General features: G+C 60.9%; 20 protein-coding genes. 12 read left to right on the forward strand and 8 right to left on the reverse strand.

Features of this window, described 5'->3' with window-relative positions; all coding sequences use genetic code 11:
• Nucleotides 1-93: 93 nt before the first annotated feature.
• Nucleotides 94-795, forward strand: coding sequence for a molybdate ABC transporter permease subunit (gene modB / locus G9X67_RS29290; protein ID WP_171600321.1), 702 nt, complete (start codon nt 94-96; stop codon nt 793-795).
• Entirely contained in the window at nt 792-1,859 is a 1,068-nt protein-coding gene (gene modC / locus G9X67_RS29295; protein WP_171600270.1) for a molybdenum ABC transporter ATP-binding protein, read from the forward strand. Before modB ends, modC begins: the two co-directional genes overlap by 4 nt.
• Here modC and G9X67_RS29300 read toward each other — a convergent pair whose 3' ends face one another.
• Complete coding sequence (locus G9X67_RS29300) at nt 1,860-2,237, reverse strand: winged helix-turn-helix domain-containing protein (protein WP_027668016.1); 378 nt, start codon at nt 2,235-2,237, stop codon at nt 1,860-1,862.
• Between the two features lie 210 nt (nt 2,238-2,447).
• Between G9X67_RS29300 and rsfS the strand changes: the two genes are divergently transcribed.
• The 6 genes from rsfS (at nt 2,448) to G9X67_RS29330 (ending at nt 8,234) form a co-directional block, all read left to right on the forward strand.
• Entirely contained in the window at nt 2,448-2,891 is a 444-nt protein-coding gene (gene rsfS, locus G9X67_RS29305) for a ribosome silencing factor (protein ID WP_032984631.1), read from the forward strand.
• A gap of 117 nt (nt 2,892-3,008) precedes the next feature.
• A complete protein-coding gene (gene rlmH, locus G9X67_RS29310) occupies nt 3,009-3,491 on the forward strand; it encodes a 23S rRNA (pseudouridine(1915)-N(3))-methyltransferase RlmH (RefSeq protein WP_171600271.1) in 483 nt (160 codons plus the stop codon).
• A 173-nt stretch (nt 3,492-3,664) separates the two neighbouring features.
• Complete coding sequence (locus tag G9X67_RS29315; protein ID WP_138331943.1) at nt 3,665-5,065, forward strand: murein hydrolase activator EnvC; 1,401 nt, start codon at nt 3,665-3,667, stop codon at nt 5,063-5,065.
• On the forward strand, nt 5,055-6,377 hold the full coding sequence (locus tag G9X67_RS29320) for a S41 family peptidase (RefSeq protein ID WP_003543943.1): 1,323 nt from the start codon (nt 5,055-5,057) through the stop codon (nt 6,375-6,377). The genes G9X67_RS29315 and G9X67_RS29320 overlap by 11 nt, the downstream gene beginning before the upstream one ends.
• A gap of 77 nt (nt 6,378-6,454) precedes the next feature.
• Nucleotides 6,455-7,651, forward strand: coding sequence for a divergent polysaccharide deacetylase family protein (locus tag G9X67_RS29325; protein ID WP_171600272.1), 1,197 nt, complete (start codon nt 6,455-6,457; stop codon nt 7,649-7,651).
• A gap of 49 nt (nt 7,652-7,700) precedes the next feature.
• On the forward strand, nt 7,701-8,234 hold the full coding sequence (locus tag G9X67_RS29330; protein ID WP_171600273.1) for an RNA pyrophosphohydrolase: 534 nt from the start codon (nt 7,701-7,703) through the stop codon (nt 8,232-8,234).
• Between the two features lie 162 nt (nt 8,235-8,396).
• Here G9X67_RS29330 and bfr read toward each other — a convergent pair whose 3' ends face one another.
• The 5 genes from bfr to G9X67_RS35180 all read right to left on the reverse strand — a co-directional run bounded on the left by bfr (nt 8,397) and on the right by G9X67_RS35180 (nt 15,231).
• A complete protein-coding gene (gene bfr, locus G9X67_RS29335) occupies nt 8,397-8,882 on the reverse strand; it encodes a bacterioferritin (RefSeq protein ID WP_171600274.1) in 486 nt (161 codons plus the stop codon).
• A complete protein-coding gene (locus G9X67_RS35175) occupies nt 8,848-9,246 on the reverse strand; it encodes a (2Fe-2S)-binding protein (RefSeq protein WP_018244118.1) in 399 nt (132 codons plus the stop codon). Before G9X67_RS35175 ends, bfr begins: the two co-directional genes overlap by 35 nt.
• Before the next feature lie 123 nt (nt 9,247-9,369).
• Nucleotides 9,370-12,834: an error-prone DNA polymerase gene (locus tag G9X67_RS29345; protein WP_171600276.1), complete on the reverse strand. Its 3,465-nt coding sequence runs from the start codon at nt 12,832-12,834 to the stop codon at nt 9,370-9,372.
• Nucleotides 12,831-14,375 (reverse strand): DNA polymerase Y family protein, encoded by a 1,545-nt coding sequence (locus tag G9X67_RS29350; RefSeq protein ID WP_348649131.1) that lies wholly within the window; start codon nt 14,373-14,375, stop codon nt 12,831-12,833. Before G9X67_RS29350 ends, G9X67_RS29345 begins: the two co-directional genes overlap by 4 nt.
• Nucleotides 14,287-15,231: a hypothetical protein gene (locus G9X67_RS35180; RefSeq protein WP_246705461.1), complete on the reverse strand. Its 945-nt coding sequence runs from the start codon at nt 15,229-15,231 to the stop codon at nt 14,287-14,289. The genes G9X67_RS29350 and G9X67_RS35180 overlap by 89 nt, the downstream gene beginning before the upstream one ends.
• A gap of 161 nt (nt 15,232-15,392) precedes the next feature.
• Here G9X67_RS35180 and G9X67_RS29355 point away from each other — a divergent pair, with 161 nt between their 5' ends.
• On the forward strand, nt 15,393-15,830 hold the full coding sequence (locus G9X67_RS29355) for a metallopeptidase family protein (RefSeq protein ID WP_003543974.1): 438 nt from the start codon (nt 15,393-15,395) through the stop codon (nt 15,828-15,830).
• A 102-nt stretch (nt 15,831-15,932) separates the two neighbouring features.
• Here G9X67_RS29355 and G9X67_RS29360 read toward each other — a convergent pair whose 3' ends face one another.
• Both G9X67_RS29360 and G9X67_RS29365 read right to left on the reverse strand, forming a co-directional pair.
• Nucleotides 15,933-16,139: a DUF1737 domain-containing protein gene (locus tag G9X67_RS29360; RefSeq protein ID WP_017962591.1), complete on the reverse strand. Its 207-nt coding sequence runs from the start codon at nt 16,137-16,139 to the stop codon at nt 15,933-15,935.
• The gene (locus G9X67_RS29365) at nt 16,139-17,059 is read right to left on the reverse strand and encodes a CoA ester lyase (protein WP_138331949.1); all 921 of its coding nucleotides are present in this window, start codon (nt 17,057-17,059) and stop codon (nt 16,139-16,141) included. Before G9X67_RS29365 ends, G9X67_RS29360 begins: the two co-directional genes overlap by 1 nt.
• A 137-nt stretch (nt 17,060-17,196) precedes the next feature.
• Between G9X67_RS29365 and G9X67_RS29370 the strand changes: the two genes are divergently transcribed.
• The 3 genes from G9X67_RS29370 to leuD all read left to right on the forward strand — a co-directional run bounded on the left by G9X67_RS29370 (nt 17,197) and on the right by leuD (nt 18,725).
• Complete coding sequence (locus tag G9X67_RS29370; protein ID WP_017962593.1) at nt 17,197-17,430, forward strand: hypothetical protein; 234 nt, start codon at nt 17,197-17,199, stop codon at nt 17,428-17,430.
• Between the two features lie 129 nt (nt 17,431-17,559).
• Nucleotides 17,560-17,982 (forward strand): glyoxalase/bleomycin resistance/extradiol dioxygenase family protein, encoded by a 423-nt coding sequence (locus G9X67_RS29375; protein ID WP_003543982.1) that lies wholly within the window; start codon nt 17,560-17,562, stop codon nt 17,980-17,982.
• 134 nt (nt 17,983-18,116) lie between these two features.
• A complete protein-coding gene (gene leuD / locus G9X67_RS29380) occupies nt 18,117-18,725 on the forward strand; it encodes a 3-isopropylmalate dehydratase small subunit (protein WP_003543984.1) in 609 nt (202 codons plus the stop codon).
• Nucleotides 18,726-18,733: the final 8 nt, after the last annotated feature.

Consider the following 18,733-nt stretch of genomic DNA (forward strand, 5'->3'; position numbering starts at 1 on the left):
TCAGCCCGAGGATGACGCCGAGTAAAGAGCGAGATTTGGCAACAACGGCTTGCATGTGCGAGCCTTCATTTTTGAGAGGAATAAAAGCGCTTGTTGGACGCTCTGGGCTTGAGCAATGAGGAATGGACGGCGATCCTGCTCAGCCTGCGCGTCTCGATCGTCGCCATGCTGGCGAGCCTGCCCTTCGGCATCCTCGTCGCTCTGCTGCTTGCCCGCGGCCGCTTCTGGGGCAAATCGGTGCTGAATGGCGTCGTTCATCTGCCGCTAATCCTGCCTCCGGTCGTCACGGGTTTTCTTCTCCTCATCCTGTTTGGCCGCCGCGGTCCGATCGGCAGCCTGCTCGACGAGTATTTCGGCATTGTTCTCTCCTTCCGCTGGACGGGCGCGGCCTTGGCCTGCGCCGTCATGGCCTTTCCGCTAATGGTGCGTAGCATCCGCCTGTCGATCGAGGCGGTCGACCGCAAGCTGGAAGAAGCGGCCGGAACGCTCGGCGCCGGCCCTGTCTGGGTCTTCCTGACGATCACCCTGCCGCTGACCCTGCCCGGCATCATCGCCGGCATGATCCTTTCCTTTGCCAAGGCGATGGGTGAATTCGGCGCGACGATCACCTTCGTCTCCAACATTCCGGGCGAAACCCAGACGCTGTCGGCGGCGATCTACACCTTCACCCAGGTGCCGGGCGGCGATGCCGGCGCGCTCCGCCTGACGCTCGTCGCCGTCGTCATTTCCATGGCCGCCCTGCTCGCCTCCGAATTCCTCGCCCACCTCGCCGGCCGGAGGATCGATCCGGAATGACGCTGATCGTCGCGGCAAAACAGAGGCTCGGCGCCTTTTCGCTCGATGCCGCCTTTACCTCCGAGCGCGGCGTCACCGCGCTGTTCGGCCGCTCCGGCTCCGGCAAGACCTCGATGATCCGCATCATCGCCGGCCTCGCCCGCCCGGACGAAGGTCGCGTCGTCCTCGACGGCGAGGCCTTGACCGAAACCGAAACCGGCATCTTCGTCCCGAAACATCGCCGCCGCTTCGGCTATGTCTTTCAGGAAGCGCGGCTTTTCCCGCATCTCAGCGTTCGCGCCAATCTATTCTATGGCCGCTGGTTCGCGGCGAGAACGGCGCGCGGCGAGAGCTTCGATCACATCGTCGACCTGCTCGGCATCGAGACGCTGCTGGAGCGCAGCCCCTCGAAACTCTCAGGCGGCGAGAAGCAGCGCGTCGCCATCGGCCGCGCCCTTCTCTCCTCGCCCCGCCTTCTGCTGATGGACGAGCCGCTCGCCGCCCTCGACGAGGCGCGCAAGGCCGAGATCCTGCCTTATCTGGAGCGATTGCGCGACGAAACCGACATCCCGATCGTCTATGTCAGCCACTCGATCGCCGAGGTGGCACGGCTGGCCAACCAAGTCGTCGTCATGCATGACGGCAAGGTGGAAGCGACGGGCCCCGCTATAGACATATTGAGCCGCCCCTCCACCGCCTCCGACCGGCGGGAAGCGGGCGCACTGCTGGAAGGCACGGTGGAAAGCTTCGATGCGCGGCACCATCTATCGACGGTCGCGCTGAAATCCTGTCAGCTCCATATTCCGGGTGCGGCCCTTGCGCCCGGCAAATCGGTCCGCATCCGCATTCCCTCCCGCGATGTCATGCTGGCGACAGCAAGGCCCGAGGGGCTGAGCGCGCTGAATATCCTGGAAGCAAGGATAGACGGGATGTCGTCGACCGAGGACGGAACGGCGGAAATCCGGCTCGATTGCGGCGGCGATATCATTCTTTCCCGGATCACCACGCTGTCCTGCGAGCGTCTGGATCTTCAACCGGGAAGGGCGGTCTTCGCCGTCATCAAGACGGTTGCCCTGGAGGCCTGATTAGCCGCGCTCGCCCTGCTGCAGGTTGCGCTTGGCCTCGAGCCAGGCGAGGTCCTCGGCAAGGCTGGTGCGCACCGTCTTTTCCATCCGACGGAAACGCTCGAGCAATTCCTCGCCGAACGGCGTCAGCACCGCGCCGCCGCCCTTTTGCCCGCCGCGCTGCGATTCCACCACCTGTTCGTTAAACATCCGGTTCATCTCGCTGACCAGCAGCCATGCCCGCCGATAAGACATGTCCATCGCCCGCCCAGCCGCCGAGATCGATCCGGTCTGGCGGATATGCTCCAGCAGTTCCATCTTGCCATGGCCAAGACGATCCTCGTCCGGGAAACTGATTCGCAGGACGGGCACGAGTGTTTTTGCGGCTGAGTCGGTCATTGAATCTGGAGATCGTGGAATTTGCCGCACTTTACGCTGCGGCATGGAAACTGTACACCGCCCGCACAAGGCCGCCCCAAGCAGTCAAATACTTCAATTCGAACGGTAGAGCGGATTTTCGGCCGTTCTGTACCTTAGCATGTCTTGAAACATTAATGGTTTGATGCCTATCTTAACCATGATCCGGTCTCGATCGGATCTGTGTTGTGCATAGTTTGTCATTCCAGGAAAGGGAAAGCACTGACAACAGTACACGCCAAGGGAAAAACGCTTGCCGTTATCCCGAAGAGTGCGGAACGTGGCGCCGATGCCGCCGCCCGTGCCCTAGAAACCGTCCTCGCAAGCCTCGAGGACTCCAAAGCTGAAGATATCGTCACCATCGACATTGCCGGAAAATCGGCCCTGGGAGACTACATGATCGTCGTCTCCGGCCGCTCGAACAGACATGTCATGGCGATCTCGGATCACCTGCTCACCGACCTGAAGGACGACGGCCTCGGTACGGCCCGCGTCGAAGGTCAGGAAGGCGGCGATTGGGTCCTGATCGACACCGGTGACATTATCGTGCATGTGTTCCGTCCCGAAATCCGCGAGTTCTACAACATCGAAAAGATGTGGGCGGCTCCGGATATGGATGAAGAAACACGGCACTGACAGGCGAGCCGGCATTCTGTCCGGCGCCTGAGACGTGGCATTGGCTGGCCGGCAAACAGATAAGCCGGCCGGTGGCGTGGTGTGCGCCCCATGTGCTGCATGAGCGGGAGCGGATGAATGCGAATAGGTCTTTTTGCGGTGGGACGGCTGAAGTCCGGCCCTGAAAAGGATCTTGCCGCCCGTTATTTCGACCGTTTCGCCAAGGCCGGCCCTGCCGTCGGCCTCGAACTGACCCGTGTTGCCGAAGTTGGCGAAAGCCGCGCGTCCAATGCGGAGACCCGCAAGCGGGATGAGGCGGCGATGCTTCTGAAATCGCTTGCCGATGGCAGTATCCTCATTCTTCTCGATGAACGCGGCAAGGCGCTCGACAGCGAAGCCTTCGCAAACCTGCTCGGCTCCTATCGCGACCAGGGCAAACGCGATCTGACCATCGCGATCGGCGGCGCCGATGGCCTCGATCCCTCCCTTTACGACCGTGCCGACGCCACGCTGTGCCTGGGCAAAATGACCTGGCCGCACCAGCTCGTGCGCACACTGATCGCCGAGCAGCTCTATCGCGCCGTCACCATCCTGTCCGGCCACCCCTATCACCGCGTCTGATGCCGCGTCGGCCCCGATGCGTCGACAATCGCAATGTCACGCAGCCGTGTTTTGCTAGGCAGCCCGTTCTCCTGCAAACGTTATGGCAAAGCGCACCAAATCAGCTTAGTCTCCGCGCGATTTGAGAAAGTGCCCCAACACGCATGACGAGAGCATCCACCAGGCGACCCCGCATGATCCTGCCGGCTATCGCGGCCGGCGTCGGTGTAGCGGCGATTGTCGTGTCGGCAAATCCGTTCATCGTCCGGGCGCAGGATGCCGCGCCCGAGGCGGCACAATCAGCACCGCAGCCGGCAGCCGAGCCGCCGCCGCCCGATCCGGCGGCCGAACTTGCCACCAAGCGTGATCAGACTCGTGCCGAACTCGAAACCCTGTCGAAAACGATCAGCCTCTCCACCGACAAAGTGAGTGCGCTTCAGCAGAGCATTGCCGATCTCGAAAAGAGCACGGAAAGCATCCGCCAGGCACTGATTGATTCCGCCGCCCGCCGCAAGACGCTCGAAAAGCAGATCCTCGAAAGCGAGAAGAAGCTTGCCGATCTTGGCGTCAAGGAGGATGGCATCCGCCGTTCCCTGCACGAGCGCCGCGGCCTGCTGGCCGAGGTGCTGGCAGCGCTCCAGCGTATGGGCCGCAATCCGCCGCCCGCTTTGCTCGTTACCCCCGATGACGCGCTCGCCTCCGTGCGCAGCGCCATTCTGCTCGGCGCCGTCGTGCCCGGCATCCGCAAGGAAACCGACAAGCTTGCCGCAGACCTCGCAAGCCTCGCCGCATTGCAGACCGCAAGTGCTGCCGAGAAGGCCTCGCTGACCGGGACGATGACTGATGGCATCGAGGAAGAGCGGCGCATGGACCTGCTGCTTGCCGAAAACGACAAGCTCAGCCGCAGCAACGCCGCCGAACTGGAAGCAGAAAGGAAACGTTCCGAGGAGTTGGCGGGCAAGGCGACGAGCCTTGAAGGCCTGGTCGCCTCGATGGAATCCGAGATCGCTTCGGTGCGGGATGCCGCCGCTGCCGCCCGTCAGGCCGAGGAGAACCGCAAGCTGCTGACGGACGAGCAGCGCGCCCAGGCCAAGGCGCTTGCCGACAGCGGCGTGCCCGATAAAAACCGCATTGCGCCCGCATATCCCTTCGGAGAATTGAAGGCGAAATTGGAGGTGCCCGTTACGGGCGATATCCTGCGCCAGTTCGGCGATGCCGACGGCACCGGGCACGAGGCCATGGGAATGACGGTCGCCACCAATCCAGAGACAGTGGTGACGGCGCCTGCGGATGGTCTGGTGGTTTTCGCCGGCGCATTCCGCAGTTACGGCCAGATGATCATCCTCGACGCGGGCGATGGATACCACCTGGTTCTCTCGGGAATGGATACGATCAATACCCGTCAGGGAAAATTCGTTTTCTCCGGCGAGCCGCTTGCCGTGATGGGCGCGAAAAGAGTGGCAAGCGCAACTGCATTGGCGCTGGAAACGAACCGGCCAACGCTTTACATTGAATTTCGAAAGGACGGTAAACCGGTCGATTCCCGGCCGTGGTGGACCGCCAAAGACACTGGAAAGGCACGCAATGATTCGTAGGGCTTCTCTTGTTCTGGTCGGCGCATTGATGGGTGCGACCGCAATGAGCGTCATTTACTCGGCGGGTGTGCCGGCAGAAGCGGCCGGATCCTCGACCTACAAGGAACTTTCGGTTTTCGGAGATGTCTTCGAGCGTGTGCGTGCGCAATATGTGACGCCGCCCGCGGAAGACAAGCTGATCGAGAACGCCATCAACGGCATGCTCTCCTCGCTCGATCCGCATTCGAGCTACATGAATGCGAAGGACGCCGAGGACATGCGCACCCAGACCAAGGGTGAGTTCGGCGGCCTCGGCATCGAAGTCACGATGGAAGACGAACTCGTCAAGGTCATCACCCCGATCGACGATACGCCCGCCGCCAAGGCCGGTGTTCTCGCCGGCGACTACATCTCCGAGATCGACGGCCAGTCGGTGCGGGGCCTGAAGCTGGAAGACGCCGTCGAGAAGATGCGCGGCGCCGTCAACACGCCGATCAAACTGACGCTGATCCGCAAGGGTGCCGACAAGCCGATCGAACTGACGATCGTCCGTGACGTCGTCGCCGTCCAGGCAGTCAAGTCGCGTGTCGAGGACGATGTCGGTTATCTCCGCATCATCTCCTTCACCGAGAAGACCTATCCCGACATGGAAAAGGCGATCAAGAAGATCAAGGACACCGTTCCGGCCGACAAACTGAAGGGTTATGTTCTCGACCTGCGCCTCAATCCGGGCGGTCTTCTCGACCAGGCGATCAACGTCTCCGATGCGCTGCTGCAGCGCGGCGAAGTCGTTTCGACCCGCGGCCGCAATCCCGATGAAACCCGCCGCTTCAATGCAGGCCCGGGCGATCTGACGGATGGCAAGCCGGTGATCGTGCTGATCAACGGCGGTTCGGCTTCCGCATCGGAAATCGTCGCTGGCGCTCTTCAGGATCTGCGCCGTGCCACCGTTCTCGGCACGCGCTCCTTCGGCAAGGGCTCCGTCCAGACGATCATCCCACTCGGTGAAAACGGCGCGCTGCGCCTGACCACGGCGCTCTACTACACGCCGTCGGGCCGCTCGATCCAAGGCACCGGCATCACCCCCGACATCAAGGTCGAGGAGCCGCTGCCGGAGGAACTGCAGGGCAAGATGGTGACCGAAGGCGAATCCAGCCTGCGCGGCCACATCAAGGGCCAGAGCGAGACGGACGAAGGTTCGGGCTCCGTTGCCTACGTCCCGCCTGACCCGAAGGACGACGTTCAGCTGAACTACGCGCTCGACCTTCTGCGCGGCAAGAAGACCGATCCGGCCTTCCCGCCGAACCCGGACAAGGCCGTCGTCGCCAAGTAATCGATCAGCTCAAGGCCGGGCACCTCGTCCGGCCTTGAGCCTTTCTGCTGTTTCCCGGTTTTGGAGCGGGCGAAAAATTGGGAACGGACCTGCATGCGCCTTTGGGCCGCAACCGCAAAACCGGCAGCCGGCGCCCAGGTGTCCTGCGCCTCGGCCGTATCGCCGCCAGTCTTTGTCTTTTCGCAATAGGCGGCTTTTCCCTCTATACGGCATTTCGCGGCGATGAGCTCGAACGCACCAAACCGCCGGCGGCCGAACAAGCCGCAACACCCCCTGCCAATGCGCCTCAGCCGCCGACGGCCACCACGGGCCAAGCGGCAGACGGCATGCCCCGCACCGACCCGCGCTCGGGCGCCAATGTCGAGCAGATGGTCACCGGCGACGGCTCGGTCGTCACCAAATACAGTCCCCGCCCACGCGACGGCGGCGGGCCTGTGCTGGTCGACGCCATGCAGATCGGCCAGGATCCGCGCATGGCAGCCCAGCCCAATGAAGCACTGCTCGAAGAGACGCCCTTTGGCAGGCTGCCGATCGTCGGCCCCGATGGCCGGCGGCCGATGGATCAATATGCGCGTCCCTCGTCCGGCGCGCGCGGCGTCCGCATCGCCATCGTCGTCAGCGGCCTCGGGCTCAGCCAGACCGGAACGCAGCGCGCCATCGCCGACCTCCCCGAGGAGATCACCTTCGCCTTTGCTGCAAGCGGCAACAGCCTGCAGCGCTGGATGCAGGAAGCCCGCCGCGGCGGTCACGAAATCCTTCTCCAGGTGCCGCTCGAACCCTTTGATTACCCGGCGAACGATCCAGGCCCCAAAACGCTGCTGACCACGAAACCGGCTGCCCGCAACATCGAGAACCTGCACAAGGCGATGGGCGAGATCACCAACTATACCGGCGTCATGAACTATCTCGGCGGCCGTTTCCTGTCCGACCCCGCCGCCATGGAACCTGTCATGCGCGACATCGGCAAGCGCGGGTTGCTGTTTCTCGACGACGGCACATCGGCGCAGTCGAAGACGGCGGCGATCGCCAAGGGAACGGAACTGCCCTATGCCTTCGCCGACCTGCAGCTCGACGGCCAGCTCGATATCAACGCCGTCCTGAAGAAGCTCGACGAGCTCGAGCGCATCGCCCGCAAGAACGGCCAGGCGATCGGCGTCGCTTCGGCTTTCGATGAGAGCGTTGACGCCATCGCCAAATGGAGCGAGGAGGCGGCGATGCGCGGCATCGAGATCGTCGGCGTTGCCGCCCTTTCCAACGACCCCAAGAATCCTTGAGAGGGATCCTTGAGTGAACCCCTGAGAAGAATCCCAGAACGGAGAAGAGATGAGCCAGGCGACCGTGAAAGCCGAGGATCTGCCCTACCGCCCCTGCGTCGGCGTGATGATCCTGAACCGCGATGGCCTCGTCTGGGCGGGAAGACGCATCTCCGACGGCAATTCCGAATATGATGGCTCGCCGCAGCTCTGGCAGATGCCGCAGGGAGGCATCGACAAGGGCGAGGATCCATTGGACGCCGCCTACCGCGAGCTTTACGAGGAGACCGGCATCGAGACGGTGACCCTGCTTGCCGAAGCGAAAGACTGGATCAACTACGATCTGCCGCCGGCGCTGATCGGCATCGGGCTGAAGGGAAAATTCCGCGGCCAGACGCAGCGCTGGTTCGCCTTCCGCTTCGACGGCGACGACAGCGAGATCGCCATCAACCCGCCGCCTGGCGGCCACGAGCCGGAATTCGATGCCTGGGAATGGAAGCCGATGCAGCAGCTGCCGGGGCTGATCGTGTCCTTCAAGCGCGCCGTCTACGACCAGGTGGTGGCCGAGTTCCAGCATCTAGCAGCCCTACAATCGGAAGACTGATCGATACAGCCTGATCGTGATTGATCAGCTCCGTTTAATTTCAGCAGATGGAAATAAGGGCCGGTTTCGATCCGGTTTGATGCAGCCGATCGCGATGGCTGGCAGCGGATAATTCGATAACTAACACCGGCCGCCATCGGCGGCCGGCATCTCGTTCGAATATTATTCGGCTTCGTTGGCGGAATCGGCGTTGAGCTGGCCGTATTTGCTCTCGCCGATTTTCTCGAGCAGGTCGATCTGTGTTTCGAGGAAGTCGATATGACCTTCCTCGTCCGCCAGCAGCTCCTCGAAAAGTTTCATGGAAACGTAATCGCCTGCGTCATGACAGATATCGCGCGACTTTTTGTAGGCCGCGCGGGCGTCGTACTCGCCGGCAAGATCGGCTTCCAGAACTTCTTTGACGTTCTGGCCGATGCGCAGAGGTGCAAGGGTCTGCAGATTGGGATGGCCTTCGAGGAAGATGATGCGTGCAATAAGCCGGTCGGCATGGTGCATCTCTTCGATGGATTCGGCGCGCTCCTTCTTGGCGAGCTTGGTGTAACCCCAGTCCTCAAGAAGACGATAATGAACCCAATATTGGTTGACCGCACCGAGTTCGAGGAACAAAGCCTCGTTAAGCCGCTCGATGACCTTTTTGTCGCCTTTCAATGTCCGCTCTCCTGTTTTCCTCATGGAATTGTTTCAAGCGGGACATGAAATCAAATATTTCGGTCTCCGTCGAGTGGCGACGGGCGTGATATTCCTCGGTTGTCTGGATAATGATGTCGACCACGTTGGGGAAACAGCCGCAGCAGCGGCCGCGTTTCTCCATGGCGTGGTAGACTTTCGCAGGCACGATAAGCTGCCAACAGTCTTCATCGAGAAGGTTGGTGATAACCTCCCGGATTTCTTTATCGGTTATATAATTGCAGCTGCAGACGAGCACGTCTTCATTCCAAACATGACACTGACTATCGTGTTTTCTGCTAAAGAAGATGGTGGCTGTCAAGAAAAAATTCGAGTCCCGCAGCATCAAACAGCGGTGTCCGGTGAGGCCTTCATGCATATCGTCCGGGATTATGCAGCGGTTTCAGGATGATGACGCCATAAGGCAAATGAAGGCGCGCCGCATGGTCTTGATCGCTGCAATGCATTTTTAATGAAAGTTGCGTCCGCGCGGCATTACCTCAGCGGTTTCCGCCGCACCCGCATGGCGGCCTGTGGCAACCATTCGTTTTTCCAACTCCGCCCTCTCCTGCGCATTTACAAGCTTTTTCTGTCGCTGATCGACGCCCGGCCTCAGCACCTCGTCTGCCCGCTCGCAGACGCCGAAACGCCGGGCCTCGCGTTGCAGGATACCGAGCGCCGGCGTCATGTCCTCGATATGCTCGACGACGGTATGGATCACCCCGCTCTGGCTTTGCAGCCTGCCGCGGATTTTCACCAGCCGGGCGCCCATCACGACCGAGCGGTATTTGTCGAACACTTTCGACCAGACAATCGCATTGGCCACGCCGGTTTCGTCTTCCAGCGTCATGAAGATCACGCCTTTGGCCGAACCCGGCCGCTGGCGCACCAGCACGAGGCCCGCGATCGTCACCCTCTTTCCGTTCGCGACCTTCAACAGATCGACATTGCGCGTCACGCCAGCCTTGCGCAATTCCTCACGCAGGAAGGAGACGGGGTGCGCCTTCAGCGACAGTGAGAGATAACGATAGTCCTCGATGACCTGCTCTCCCGGCAGCATTTCCGGCAGCTTCGCTAAAGGCTCGGCCTGGAGGTCGACATGACGGACCTGCTCGAAAAGCGGCAGCTCTTCGGTTGCGCTCCTCACATCCAGCGCCCGCACCGCCCAGAGCGCGTCGCGTCGTGACAGTTTGAGGGACTGGAACGCATCGGCATCCGCCAGTCGCTCGATGATCGATTTCTGCAGACCGGACCGCAGCCAGAGATCCCGCACCGAACTGTAGCCTTTGCCTCGATTGCTGACGAGCCGTTTCATATCGTCTATCGAAAGGCCCTTGATCTGCCGGAAGCCGAGCCGCACCGCATGCCGGGTCTTGATGATCTCGCGCATCTCATGATGCCGAAAATCGATAGCATTCCGATCGAAAGCGGCCTCTTCCAGACCGCAATCCCAGTTCGATTCATTGATATCGACCGGCAGGATCTTGACCCCGTGCTCGCGTGCATCCCGGACCAGCTGCGCCGGCGCATAAAAGCCCATCGGCTGGGAGTTCAGCATCGCCGCGCAGAAGACATCGGGATAATAAGCCTTGAGCCATGAGGAGGCATAAACGAGCAGCGCGAAGGAAGCGGCATGGCTTTCCGGAAAACCATATTCGCCGAAGCCCTTGATCTGGTTGAAACACTGTTGCGCGAATTCCTGGGTATAACCCTTTGAGACCATCCCCTCGATGAACCGCTTTTCGAAGTTACCGATCGTACCCGTTCTCTTGAATGTCGCCATCGCTCTGCGAAGCTTGTCGGCTTCCGCCGGTTCGAAACCTGCGGCAGTGATGGCGATCTGCATGGCCTGTTCCTGGAACAAGGGCACGCCGAGGGTTCTTTCCAGAACCGTTTCCAGCTCCTTGCTCGGATACTTGATCGAAATGTTCTTGGCCCGCTGCTCCCGGCGCTTGAGATAGGGATGCACCATGTCGCCTTGGATCGGTCCTGGCCGCACGATCGCCACCTCGATGACGAGATCGTAGAACACCTTCGGCTTCAGACGCGGCAGCATGCTCATCTGCGCCCGGCTTTCGATCTGGAAGACGCCGAGCGTATCGGCCCGGCCCATCATCTCGTAAACCGGCTCGCCTTCGTCCCCATGCTCCTTGTTACCGAGGTCTGCGAGCGTCTTCCTCACATCGTAATGCAACTCCAGCAGCGAGAAGGCCTTTCGCAGGCAGGTCAGCATGCCGAGCGCCAACACATCCACCTTGAGGATCTTGACGTTGTCGAGGTCGTCCTTGTCCCACTCGATCATGTAGCGATCCGGCATCGCCGTCTTCATGATCGGCACCACCTCGTCGAGCCTATCGCGCGTGATGACGAAGCCACCGACATGCTGGGTGAGGTGGCGCGGGAAGCCGAGAAGTTCGGAAGCATACTGAAGAACGTTTCGGGTCACCGGATCCTTGACGTCGAGACCCGCCGCCTTCGCGTCCCGCTCCGAGAGATTATCCTCCGACCAGCCCCAGACGAGGCTGCTGATCGCCGACTGGACATCCTCCGACAGCCCAAAGGCCTTGGAAACCTCGCGGCCCGCCGAGCGCGTACGGTAGGTCGTCACCCCCGCCGTCAGCCCAGCATGTTCTATGCCGTATCTTTTATAGATGAACTGGATGACCTCTTCGCGTCGATCATGCTCGAAATCAACGTCGATATCCGGCGGTTCATCGCGATCCATAGAAATGAAGCGGTCGAAGAGCAGTGTGCTTTTTTGAGGATCGACTTCCGTTATCTCGAGGCAATAGCAGATGACCGAATTTGCCGCCGATCCGCGCCCCTGGCACAAGACCTTCAGTTCATAGCGGGCGTGCTGGATGATCCTGTGAACCGTGAGGAAATAAGAGGCATACTTCTTTTTTTTAATGAGATCGAGTTCATACTCGATCTGTGGCGCCACCTTGGGCGGGATACCCTTGGGATAGCGTCTTGCCGCTCCCGCTCTCGTCAGCCTTTCGAGAGTCTCCTGCGGCGTTTCGCCGGGATCGTTTTCCGGCGGATAATTGTGCTCGAGTTCCTTCAGGGAAAAGGTCAAGCTGTCGAAAAATACCTGCGTATTCTCGATCGCATCAGGGTAGTCCCGGAAGATCCGGGCCATTTCACGTGAATCCTTGAGATAGCGTTCGGCATTCGGCGCCAGCAGGAATCCGGCTTGCGCTATCTGTACATGCTCCCGGATCGCGATCACGACATCCGAAAGCGGCCGGCGTTCGGGATGATGATAAAGCGGCTGGTTGGTTGCAATCAGCGGCACGCGGTTTCGGGCGGCGAGCATGGAAAACACCGCAAAGACCTGCCTGTCGCGACCGTCATAGGCTGGCGCCAGCGCCATAAAAAAGGCCTTGCGGAAGCGTCTGCGAAACCGTTCCAGATAATCTTCCAGCGTCGACTGACCCGCCTGATGATCGACACGGGTGCGATCCGGAACGAGGGCAAGCATCATCTCGTCCCCCCATTCCATGAGTTCCGCTTCCGTCAGGATGCAGCTTCCCTTGACCGCTTCCTCCTTCAGATTGCCGGCGGTGAGAAGACGGCAAAGGTTCGCCCAGCCTCGCCGGTTTTGCGGATAGGCAAGGATATCAGGCGTTCCGTCGGAAAAGACGAGACGAGCGCCCGGCTGAATCCGGATAGGATCGAGGATCTCCTCCTCTTTTCCTTCCCTCTTCGCCTGGGCCAGAATCTCATCCCTGTTCTTGTATCTCTCCTCAAGCTGCTCCGCCTGCGCATGCGCTCGCACCACGCCGGCAACCGAATTCCGGTCCGCAATCCCGAGGCCGCCGAGCCGTAGACGAGCGGCCTGCACGACCATCTCCTCAGGGCCAGAGGCGCCCTCAAGAAACGAGAAATTCGTCCTCGTGCCGATCTCGAAGAATGCGCGCGCGATTGTCATGCGAACACGCCATGCATGAACCAGCGAGGATCAAGCGCCTGACCATAAAAGCCCCGCCGATAGATCCAGAAACGATGTCCAGTCTCATCCTCGATGCGGAAATAGTCACGCGCCTCGGCGTCACTTCCATCGATCCACCACTCCATGGCAATCCGTTCCGGCCCTTCGCTTCTTGCCACCTGATGCTGCATGCGCCGCCAGCGAAAGATCTGCGGCGGACCATCGGGCACTTCAGCAAGTATGGTCTCGACGGGCTCCGGCGTTGCAAAGAGCCGCAGCGGGCGCTCTTCGCGGAAAGGAAGCTGGATGTCCTGCGCTATCTTCCGCCTGGGAAGGCTCTCCATCACAGGAACCGTGATGACGGCGCGTTCCGGTACATGGCTCTCGCGGAGCTGAAAGCTTTGCAGGCAATCCGCACCAAGCCGGGCCGAGACCCGGTCGACGAAGGCCGAAAGCGAGATCTCCCCCTGCCGGTCGCCCTCGAAATCACCCTGCGTCTCGTTGAAGGGATCGTGCCGCAGCACATTCAACCGCAGGATCTCGAAGCCATAGCCGGCATCGAGATCGTCATAGACCGCCTGCAATCGCTCGGAAAAAAGCCCGGCGATGAACTTTGGTTCGCGAAGCGGCTGCGAAGCACCGACGGAGATACGAAAGACCCTGCCGTCGACGCGGAACAGGACCAGTTCGAACACCCGCCCGCCAGCCCCCCGCGCCTCCAGCGACGGCTGCAGCGATAAGGCGACCTGCCTGGTGACGGCAAGGATCTGCTCTTCCGTCCCGATGGGCTCGATCAGCCGGCTTTCGGCCGAGAGGCTGGCAACAGGACGCCGGGGCGAGACCGGCTCCTCTTCACGTCCCAGCGCCTGGTCGAGACGCAGAAGCAGCTCCGGGCCGAACCGGCGGGTCAGCGGCGCTCGCGGTGCATCGATGACGTCGCCGATATATTTCAGACCGAGCTTCTTCAGGGCATCGACGGCTTGTCCTTCCAGCCGTAAGGCTGCAACCGGCAAGGACATCAGCACATGTTCCGTCTCTTCGTCCTCGATCACGCCGCCTTGCCCGAAGCGGGACGCGGCCCAGGAAAGGCCGGGTGACGATGAGATCGCACCGCGGGCATCGAACCCCATATGAAAAAGCCGCGACAGCACATCCTTGAGAAGCGCCTTTTCACCGCCGAAAAGATGGGCGCAGCCGCTAATGTCGAGAAACAGGCCGTCCTTGCCGTCAAACGCCACCAGCGGCGTATAGCGGTCGCACCAGTCGGCAATTGCCTCCAGCAACCGGCGGTCGGCCGCCGTATTCTCTTCCGCGACCTCGAGCATCGGGTACATGGCGCGCGCTTCGGCAACGCCCAGCTCCTTCCTCAACCCCAGCCTTTCGGCCAACTCGTCCAGTGCCGTCAGCCGCATGGCATTGTTGAGCTTGCCGGAACAGACGATAGGCGGCGTCTCAGGACGCCCTTTCGAACGCCAGGAGAGCCCCCATCGCTTGCGAGCGATGCGATCCGTTGGCAGATGCGGGAAGCTGAGCGCCAGAATGCGCTGACTGTTCGCTTGGAGGACGAACGAGGTTTGGTTCGGCGACAGGGAGAAATTCGCGTTCATAGGGATTCCACTCCAGAAGAAAGGAGAGCGGGGCCGGATTTCGGCTCTTCTCCAGCGTCAGACGGAAAATCGGATTGCCGATGCTGCCGGAAAGTGTCGATCCATCCGGCAACGACCGCAGAGCGGACGGGGCTGGTTCGACATGCAGACGGAAGACCGCACTGCTTGCCTCCTCCGCTCCGGCCTGACGGACAAGAAAGAGCGGACGGCGGGCAGTATGCGCCCTGAGACTGAGCCGGCGGCTTTCGGTCAGGCCGAAATGGACGGGATTGCCCCGCACTTCGAAGATGACGGCCGAGAAGGCAGCGCTTTCCACCGCCACCTCCGCCAGCCAGAGGGCCTCGTCCAGCTTACGCGGCGCCGCATGGAAAAACCGCTCCGGGCTCAGTCCGAAATCCCGAAGCCCGGGGGCATAGGGACGGCCGGCCTCCAGCGTGCCGACGGCATCGCCGATCCAGAGCAACGGCAGAAGGCGGCCGGCATCCGCTTCCTGTTTTTGCAGCCGCGCGGCAACAGCCATCGCCAGCCCGCTTGCAGCACCGGCATCGCGAGACAGAGCGGAACGGAATTCGGTGATCGCATCGAGCGGCAGGCCGCCTTCCAGCGCCCCGTCGAGAAACTCCACCCCAAACGGCAGGGGCGGCAGCGTGCGCTCCTGGCGGGTCTTACGTCCTTCCGCCACGGCTTCCCGTTCCGCTGCAGCAAGCGCCGGCGCGGGCCTTCCCTCCAGTCTGGCGATGGTTTCGCGGAGCGCAAAAAGCCGCTCGCGCGCCAGGGCGTGCTGCGCCATGGCGTTCTCCAATCCGTCTTGTTCCTGTTATGTTCTTATAGATTCCAGAGAGCTAATGAAGAGTCAACGGCCATTTTCTATGAAAATATTCCTGCCTTTGATTCCGCACTCGAAAATCGGCGATAAAGGTTCTATATGGGCCCGCAAAGGAAGGAATATTCATGGCCCGCATAGACCAGAGCGATGATTGGCGGGACCGCCATGCGCCGACGATCAGCGCCTTCGAGTCGCTGGCGATGGAGGCCTACAGCCATCTCCCGGATGAATTCCGCCAACTGACGACCAACCTCACGATCGAGATCGAAGATTTCCCCGATGACGACGTTTTCGAGGACATGGCGCTGGAAACCCCTTTCGATCTGCTCGGCCTTTTCGAGGGCAGGGGCATTTCCGAACGTTTCACGGTGGAAACCGGCGAGATGCCGAACCGCATCCGCCTCTACCGCCGTCCCATTCTCGACTACTGGGCTGAAAACGACGAGACGCTCGGTGACATCATCACCCACGTCCTGATCCACGAGATCGGCCACCATTTCGGGCTGAGCGACGATGACATGGAGCGGATCGAGGCAAGCGCCGAGGAAGCCGCCGAACGATAGAGCGCCGCGCGTCCAAGGACGCGCTAAGGACGCTCTATCACTTTCAATCACGCATAACCCCCGAAAATCGATTACGATTTTCGGGGGTTATGCGCTAAAACCTCACTGCTCGGAGAGCTTCATCTCGGGATCGTAGTCCTTGCCTTCGACATGCTTGACGACGGCCTGGCCGCACTGCATCGCACCGGTTGCGGCATTGAAGGCATAGGTCGGCGAGCCCTCCAGCGACCAGCCCTTGTTGAGGGCGGCGGTGACCTTATGGCAGAAGGAAGCATCGTCGGGACCGGTCAGGAAGCGGTAGAGTTTCATCACATCGTCTTTCGTGCTGCAGCCTGGCGGGCTGCGTTAAGGCGCGCTTTATGGACCAGACTTTCCGCCTGGACAAGATGCAGCCGCTCGACCATCCGCCCGCCTGCATTGATGACATTCAGCCCATCGGAAGCGGGGTCGGCAAAGGCTGCTATGATCGCCTCCGCTTCCGCAATCGCTGCCGGATCCGGACCGAAATGCCGGTTGGCGGGCTCGATCTGCGCCGGATGGATCAGCATCTTGCCGGCAAAGCCCATGGCCCGGCCCTGCAGACATTCGGCATCGAAACCCTGTTCGTCCCTGAAATCGTTGAAGACGCTGTCGATCGCATCGAGCCCGTAAGCGCTGACCGCAAGGACGACCTGCATCAGCCACGGCACGAGATAGTTCCGCCCCGGCTGCGGCAGCACGCCGGTTTCCTTGCGCAGGTCGTTGAGCCCGACGACGAGACAATCGAGCCGTGAGCCCGGCGTGCGCCCGGCTTCGGCGATAGCAGCCGCATTGAGGATGCCGCGCGGTGTCTCGATCATCGCCCAGATGCGCAGATCTTCCGATGCATCGGCCTCGGAGAGAAGGTCGCCCACCGCCATGACATCCTGCGGCTCGTCGACCTTCGGCAGCAGCACGGCATCGGGACCAAGCGCCGTCACCAGCTCCATGTCCGCCAGGCCGAAATTGGTGGACAGACTGTTGATGCGGATGATCCGCTCCTTGCCTTGGAGCGGCCGAGCCGAAAAGAAATTCCTCAGATTTTCCCGCGCTTCCGCCTTCTTTTCCGGCGCCACGGAATCCTCGAGATCGAAGATCACCGCATCGCAATCGACCGCATGGGTTTTTTCAAGGGCGCGGGGATTGATGGCAGGCACGCTCAGCACCGAACGGCGCAGGCGGATGGGGCGGGTCGTCGGGTTTCGGCTCATGGCGAATTACTGCCAAGCTTTGAAAGCCGAAGCAAGCAGCCCACCCCAGAACCTCCCACAGAACAACAAAAAGCCATGCTTGCCTTGCAGAGAGGAAAGAGAAGGACCACATTCCTTTCCGAAGAAAGGTCTCTAACATGCAGAACATTCGCTCCATCTTCCTCATGCTTGCCGGCGCCACCGTTTTCGTGGCGATGCTGCTTCTCACCTTTTCAGTGACGCTTGCCGTCGGCGGCATCCTGACCGTGCTCATGGTCGGACGCGCGCTTTCGATGAAGATGAAGCCCGCTCCGGTCCGCGCCAAGGCAAATAACGGCCAGCGCGAGATGCGGGTCTGGAACGACGGCCGCGGCACGATCATCGATCTCTGATCACCTTTTTGCTGAAAATTTTGGTTCGCCGAAAAATTTCGGCCGACACTGTCGGATCACGCTTCCATGCTACGTCCTTGAAGCAGCCAGGCATTCAGCCGGCGTTCAAAAAACGAATGGAGGACAAGCATGGATGCGACGACAGAGAGCAACCCGACCAAGATGCCACCGGTCAAGAACGGCCTGCTGCCCTATCTTACGGTCGGCGGCGCGGTGAAAGCTGCGGAATTCTACAAGAAGGCTTTCGGCGCCGAAGAGGCATATCTCGTGCCGGTCGACGAGAGCGGCAGAACGATGCATGTGCATCTCTACATCAACGGCAGTTCCCTGATGCTGTCGGACGCCTATCCCGAATATGGCCATCCCTTCAAAGGCCATGAAGGCTTTGCAATCCAGCTGGTGATCGATGATATCGATTTCTGGTGGGATCGCGCGGTTGCCGCCGGCGCCGAAGTCGTCATGCCGGTCGAACTGATGTTCTGGGGCGACCGCTATGGCCAGCTTCGTGATCCGTTCGGCGTCCTCTGGGGGTTGAACGCAGCGTCCAAATAAGGGACAGGCGCAATTGAGCGGACCGCGCGAAACGTCGCGTGGCCGCCATCTGTGGAAGATTCTCCTTCATTTCGGCGAAAAACTGGACTAGATGCAAATTCTGGAAGTAGATTTGCTGAAATGGAGCATGGGTCATGGATAAATTCGTGAAGCTCACGGGCGTTGCAGCGCCCCTGCCGGTTGTCAACGTCGACACCGACATGATCATTCCGAAGGATTATCTGAAGACGATCAAGCGCACCGGTCTCGGCACCGGCCTCTTCGCCGAAGCCCGTTATAACGAAGACGGCTCAGAAAACCCGGATTTCGTGCTGAACAAGCCGGCCTATCGCGATGCCAAGATCCTGGTTGCCGGCGACAATTTCGGCTGCGGCTCCTCGCGCGAGCACGCACCTTGGGCGCTTCTGGATTTCGGCATCCGCTGCGTTATCTCGACCAGCTTCGCCGATATTTTCTACAACAACTGTTTCAAGAACGGCATCCTGCCGATCAAGGTCAGCCAGGAAGATCTCGACAAGCTGATGGACGACGCCTCGCGCGGCTCCAACGCCATCCTGACCGTCGACCTCGAAAACCTCGAGATCACCGGCCCCGATGGTGGCTTGATCAAGTTCGATCTCGACGAGTTCAAGCGTCACTGCCTGCTGAACGGCCTCGATGATATCGGCCTGACCCTGGAAAAGGGCAAGGCGATCGACAGCTTCGAAAAGAAGAACGCCGCTTCGCACCCCTGGGCAGCCTGAGCCCTTCC

The organism is Rhizobium sp. WYCCWR 11152, assembly GCF_013087615.1.
GTDB classification, from domain to species: domain Bacteria; phylum Pseudomonadota; class Alphaproteobacteria; order Rhizobiales; family Rhizobiaceae; genus Rhizobium; species Rhizobium indicum.

Coding starts and splice junctions, on each gene's coding strand:
- modC (WP_171600270.1), top strand. CDS start 792: ATGACGCTGATCGTCGCGGCAAAACAGAGGCTCGGCGCCTTTTCGCTC.
- G9X67_RS29300 (WP_027668016.1), bottom strand. CDS start 2,237: ATGACCGACTCAGCCGCAAAAACACTCGTGCCCGTCCTGCGAATCAGT.
- rlmH (WP_171600271.1), top strand. CDS start 3,009: ATGCGAATAGGTCTTTTTGCGGTGGGACGGCTGAAGTCCGGCCCTGAA.
- G9X67_RS29315 (WP_138331943.1), top strand. CDS start 3,665: ATGATCCTGCCGGCTATCGCGGCCGGCGTCGGTGTAGCGGCGATTGTC.
- G9X67_RS29320 (WP_003543943.1), top strand. CDS start 5,055: ATGATTCGTAGGGCTTCTCTTGTTCTGGTCGGCGCATTGATGGGTGCG.
- G9X67_RS29330 (WP_171600273.1), top strand. CDS start 7,701: ATGAGCCAGGCGACCGTGAAAGCCGAGGATCTGCCCTACCGCCCCTGC.
- G9X67_RS35175 (WP_018244118.1), bottom strand. CDS start 9,246: ATGCTGCGGGACTCGAATTTTTTCTTGACAGCCACCATCTTCTTTAGC.
- G9X67_RS29345 (WP_171600276.1), bottom strand. CDS start 12,834: ATGACAATCGCGCGCGCATTCTTCGAGATCGGCACGAGGACGAATTTC.
- G9X67_RS35180 (WP_246705461.1), bottom strand. CDS start 15,231: ATGGCGCAGCACGCCCTGGCGCGCGAGCGGCTTTTTGCGCTCCGCGAA.
- G9X67_RS29355 (WP_003543974.1), top strand. CDS start 15,393: ATGGCCCGCATAGACCAGAGCGATGATTGGCGGGACCGCCATGCGCCG.
- G9X67_RS29360 (WP_017962591.1), bottom strand. CDS start 16,139: ATGAAACTCTACCGCTTCCTGACCGGTCCCGACGATGCTTCCTTCTGC.
- G9X67_RS29365 (WP_138331949.1), bottom strand. CDS start 17,059: ATGAGCCGAAACCCGACGACCCGCCCCATCCGCCTGCGCCGTTCGGTG.
- G9X67_RS29370 (WP_017962593.1), top strand. CDS start 17,197: ATGCAGAACATTCGCTCCATCTTCCTCATGCTTGCCGGCGCCACCGTT.
- G9X67_RS29375 (WP_003543982.1), top strand. CDS start 17,560: ATGGATGCGACGACAGAGAGCAACCCGACCAAGATGCCACCGGTCAAG.
- leuD (WP_003543984.1), top strand. CDS start 18,117: ATGGATAAATTCGTGAAGCTCACGGGCGTTGCAGCGCCCCTGCCGGTT.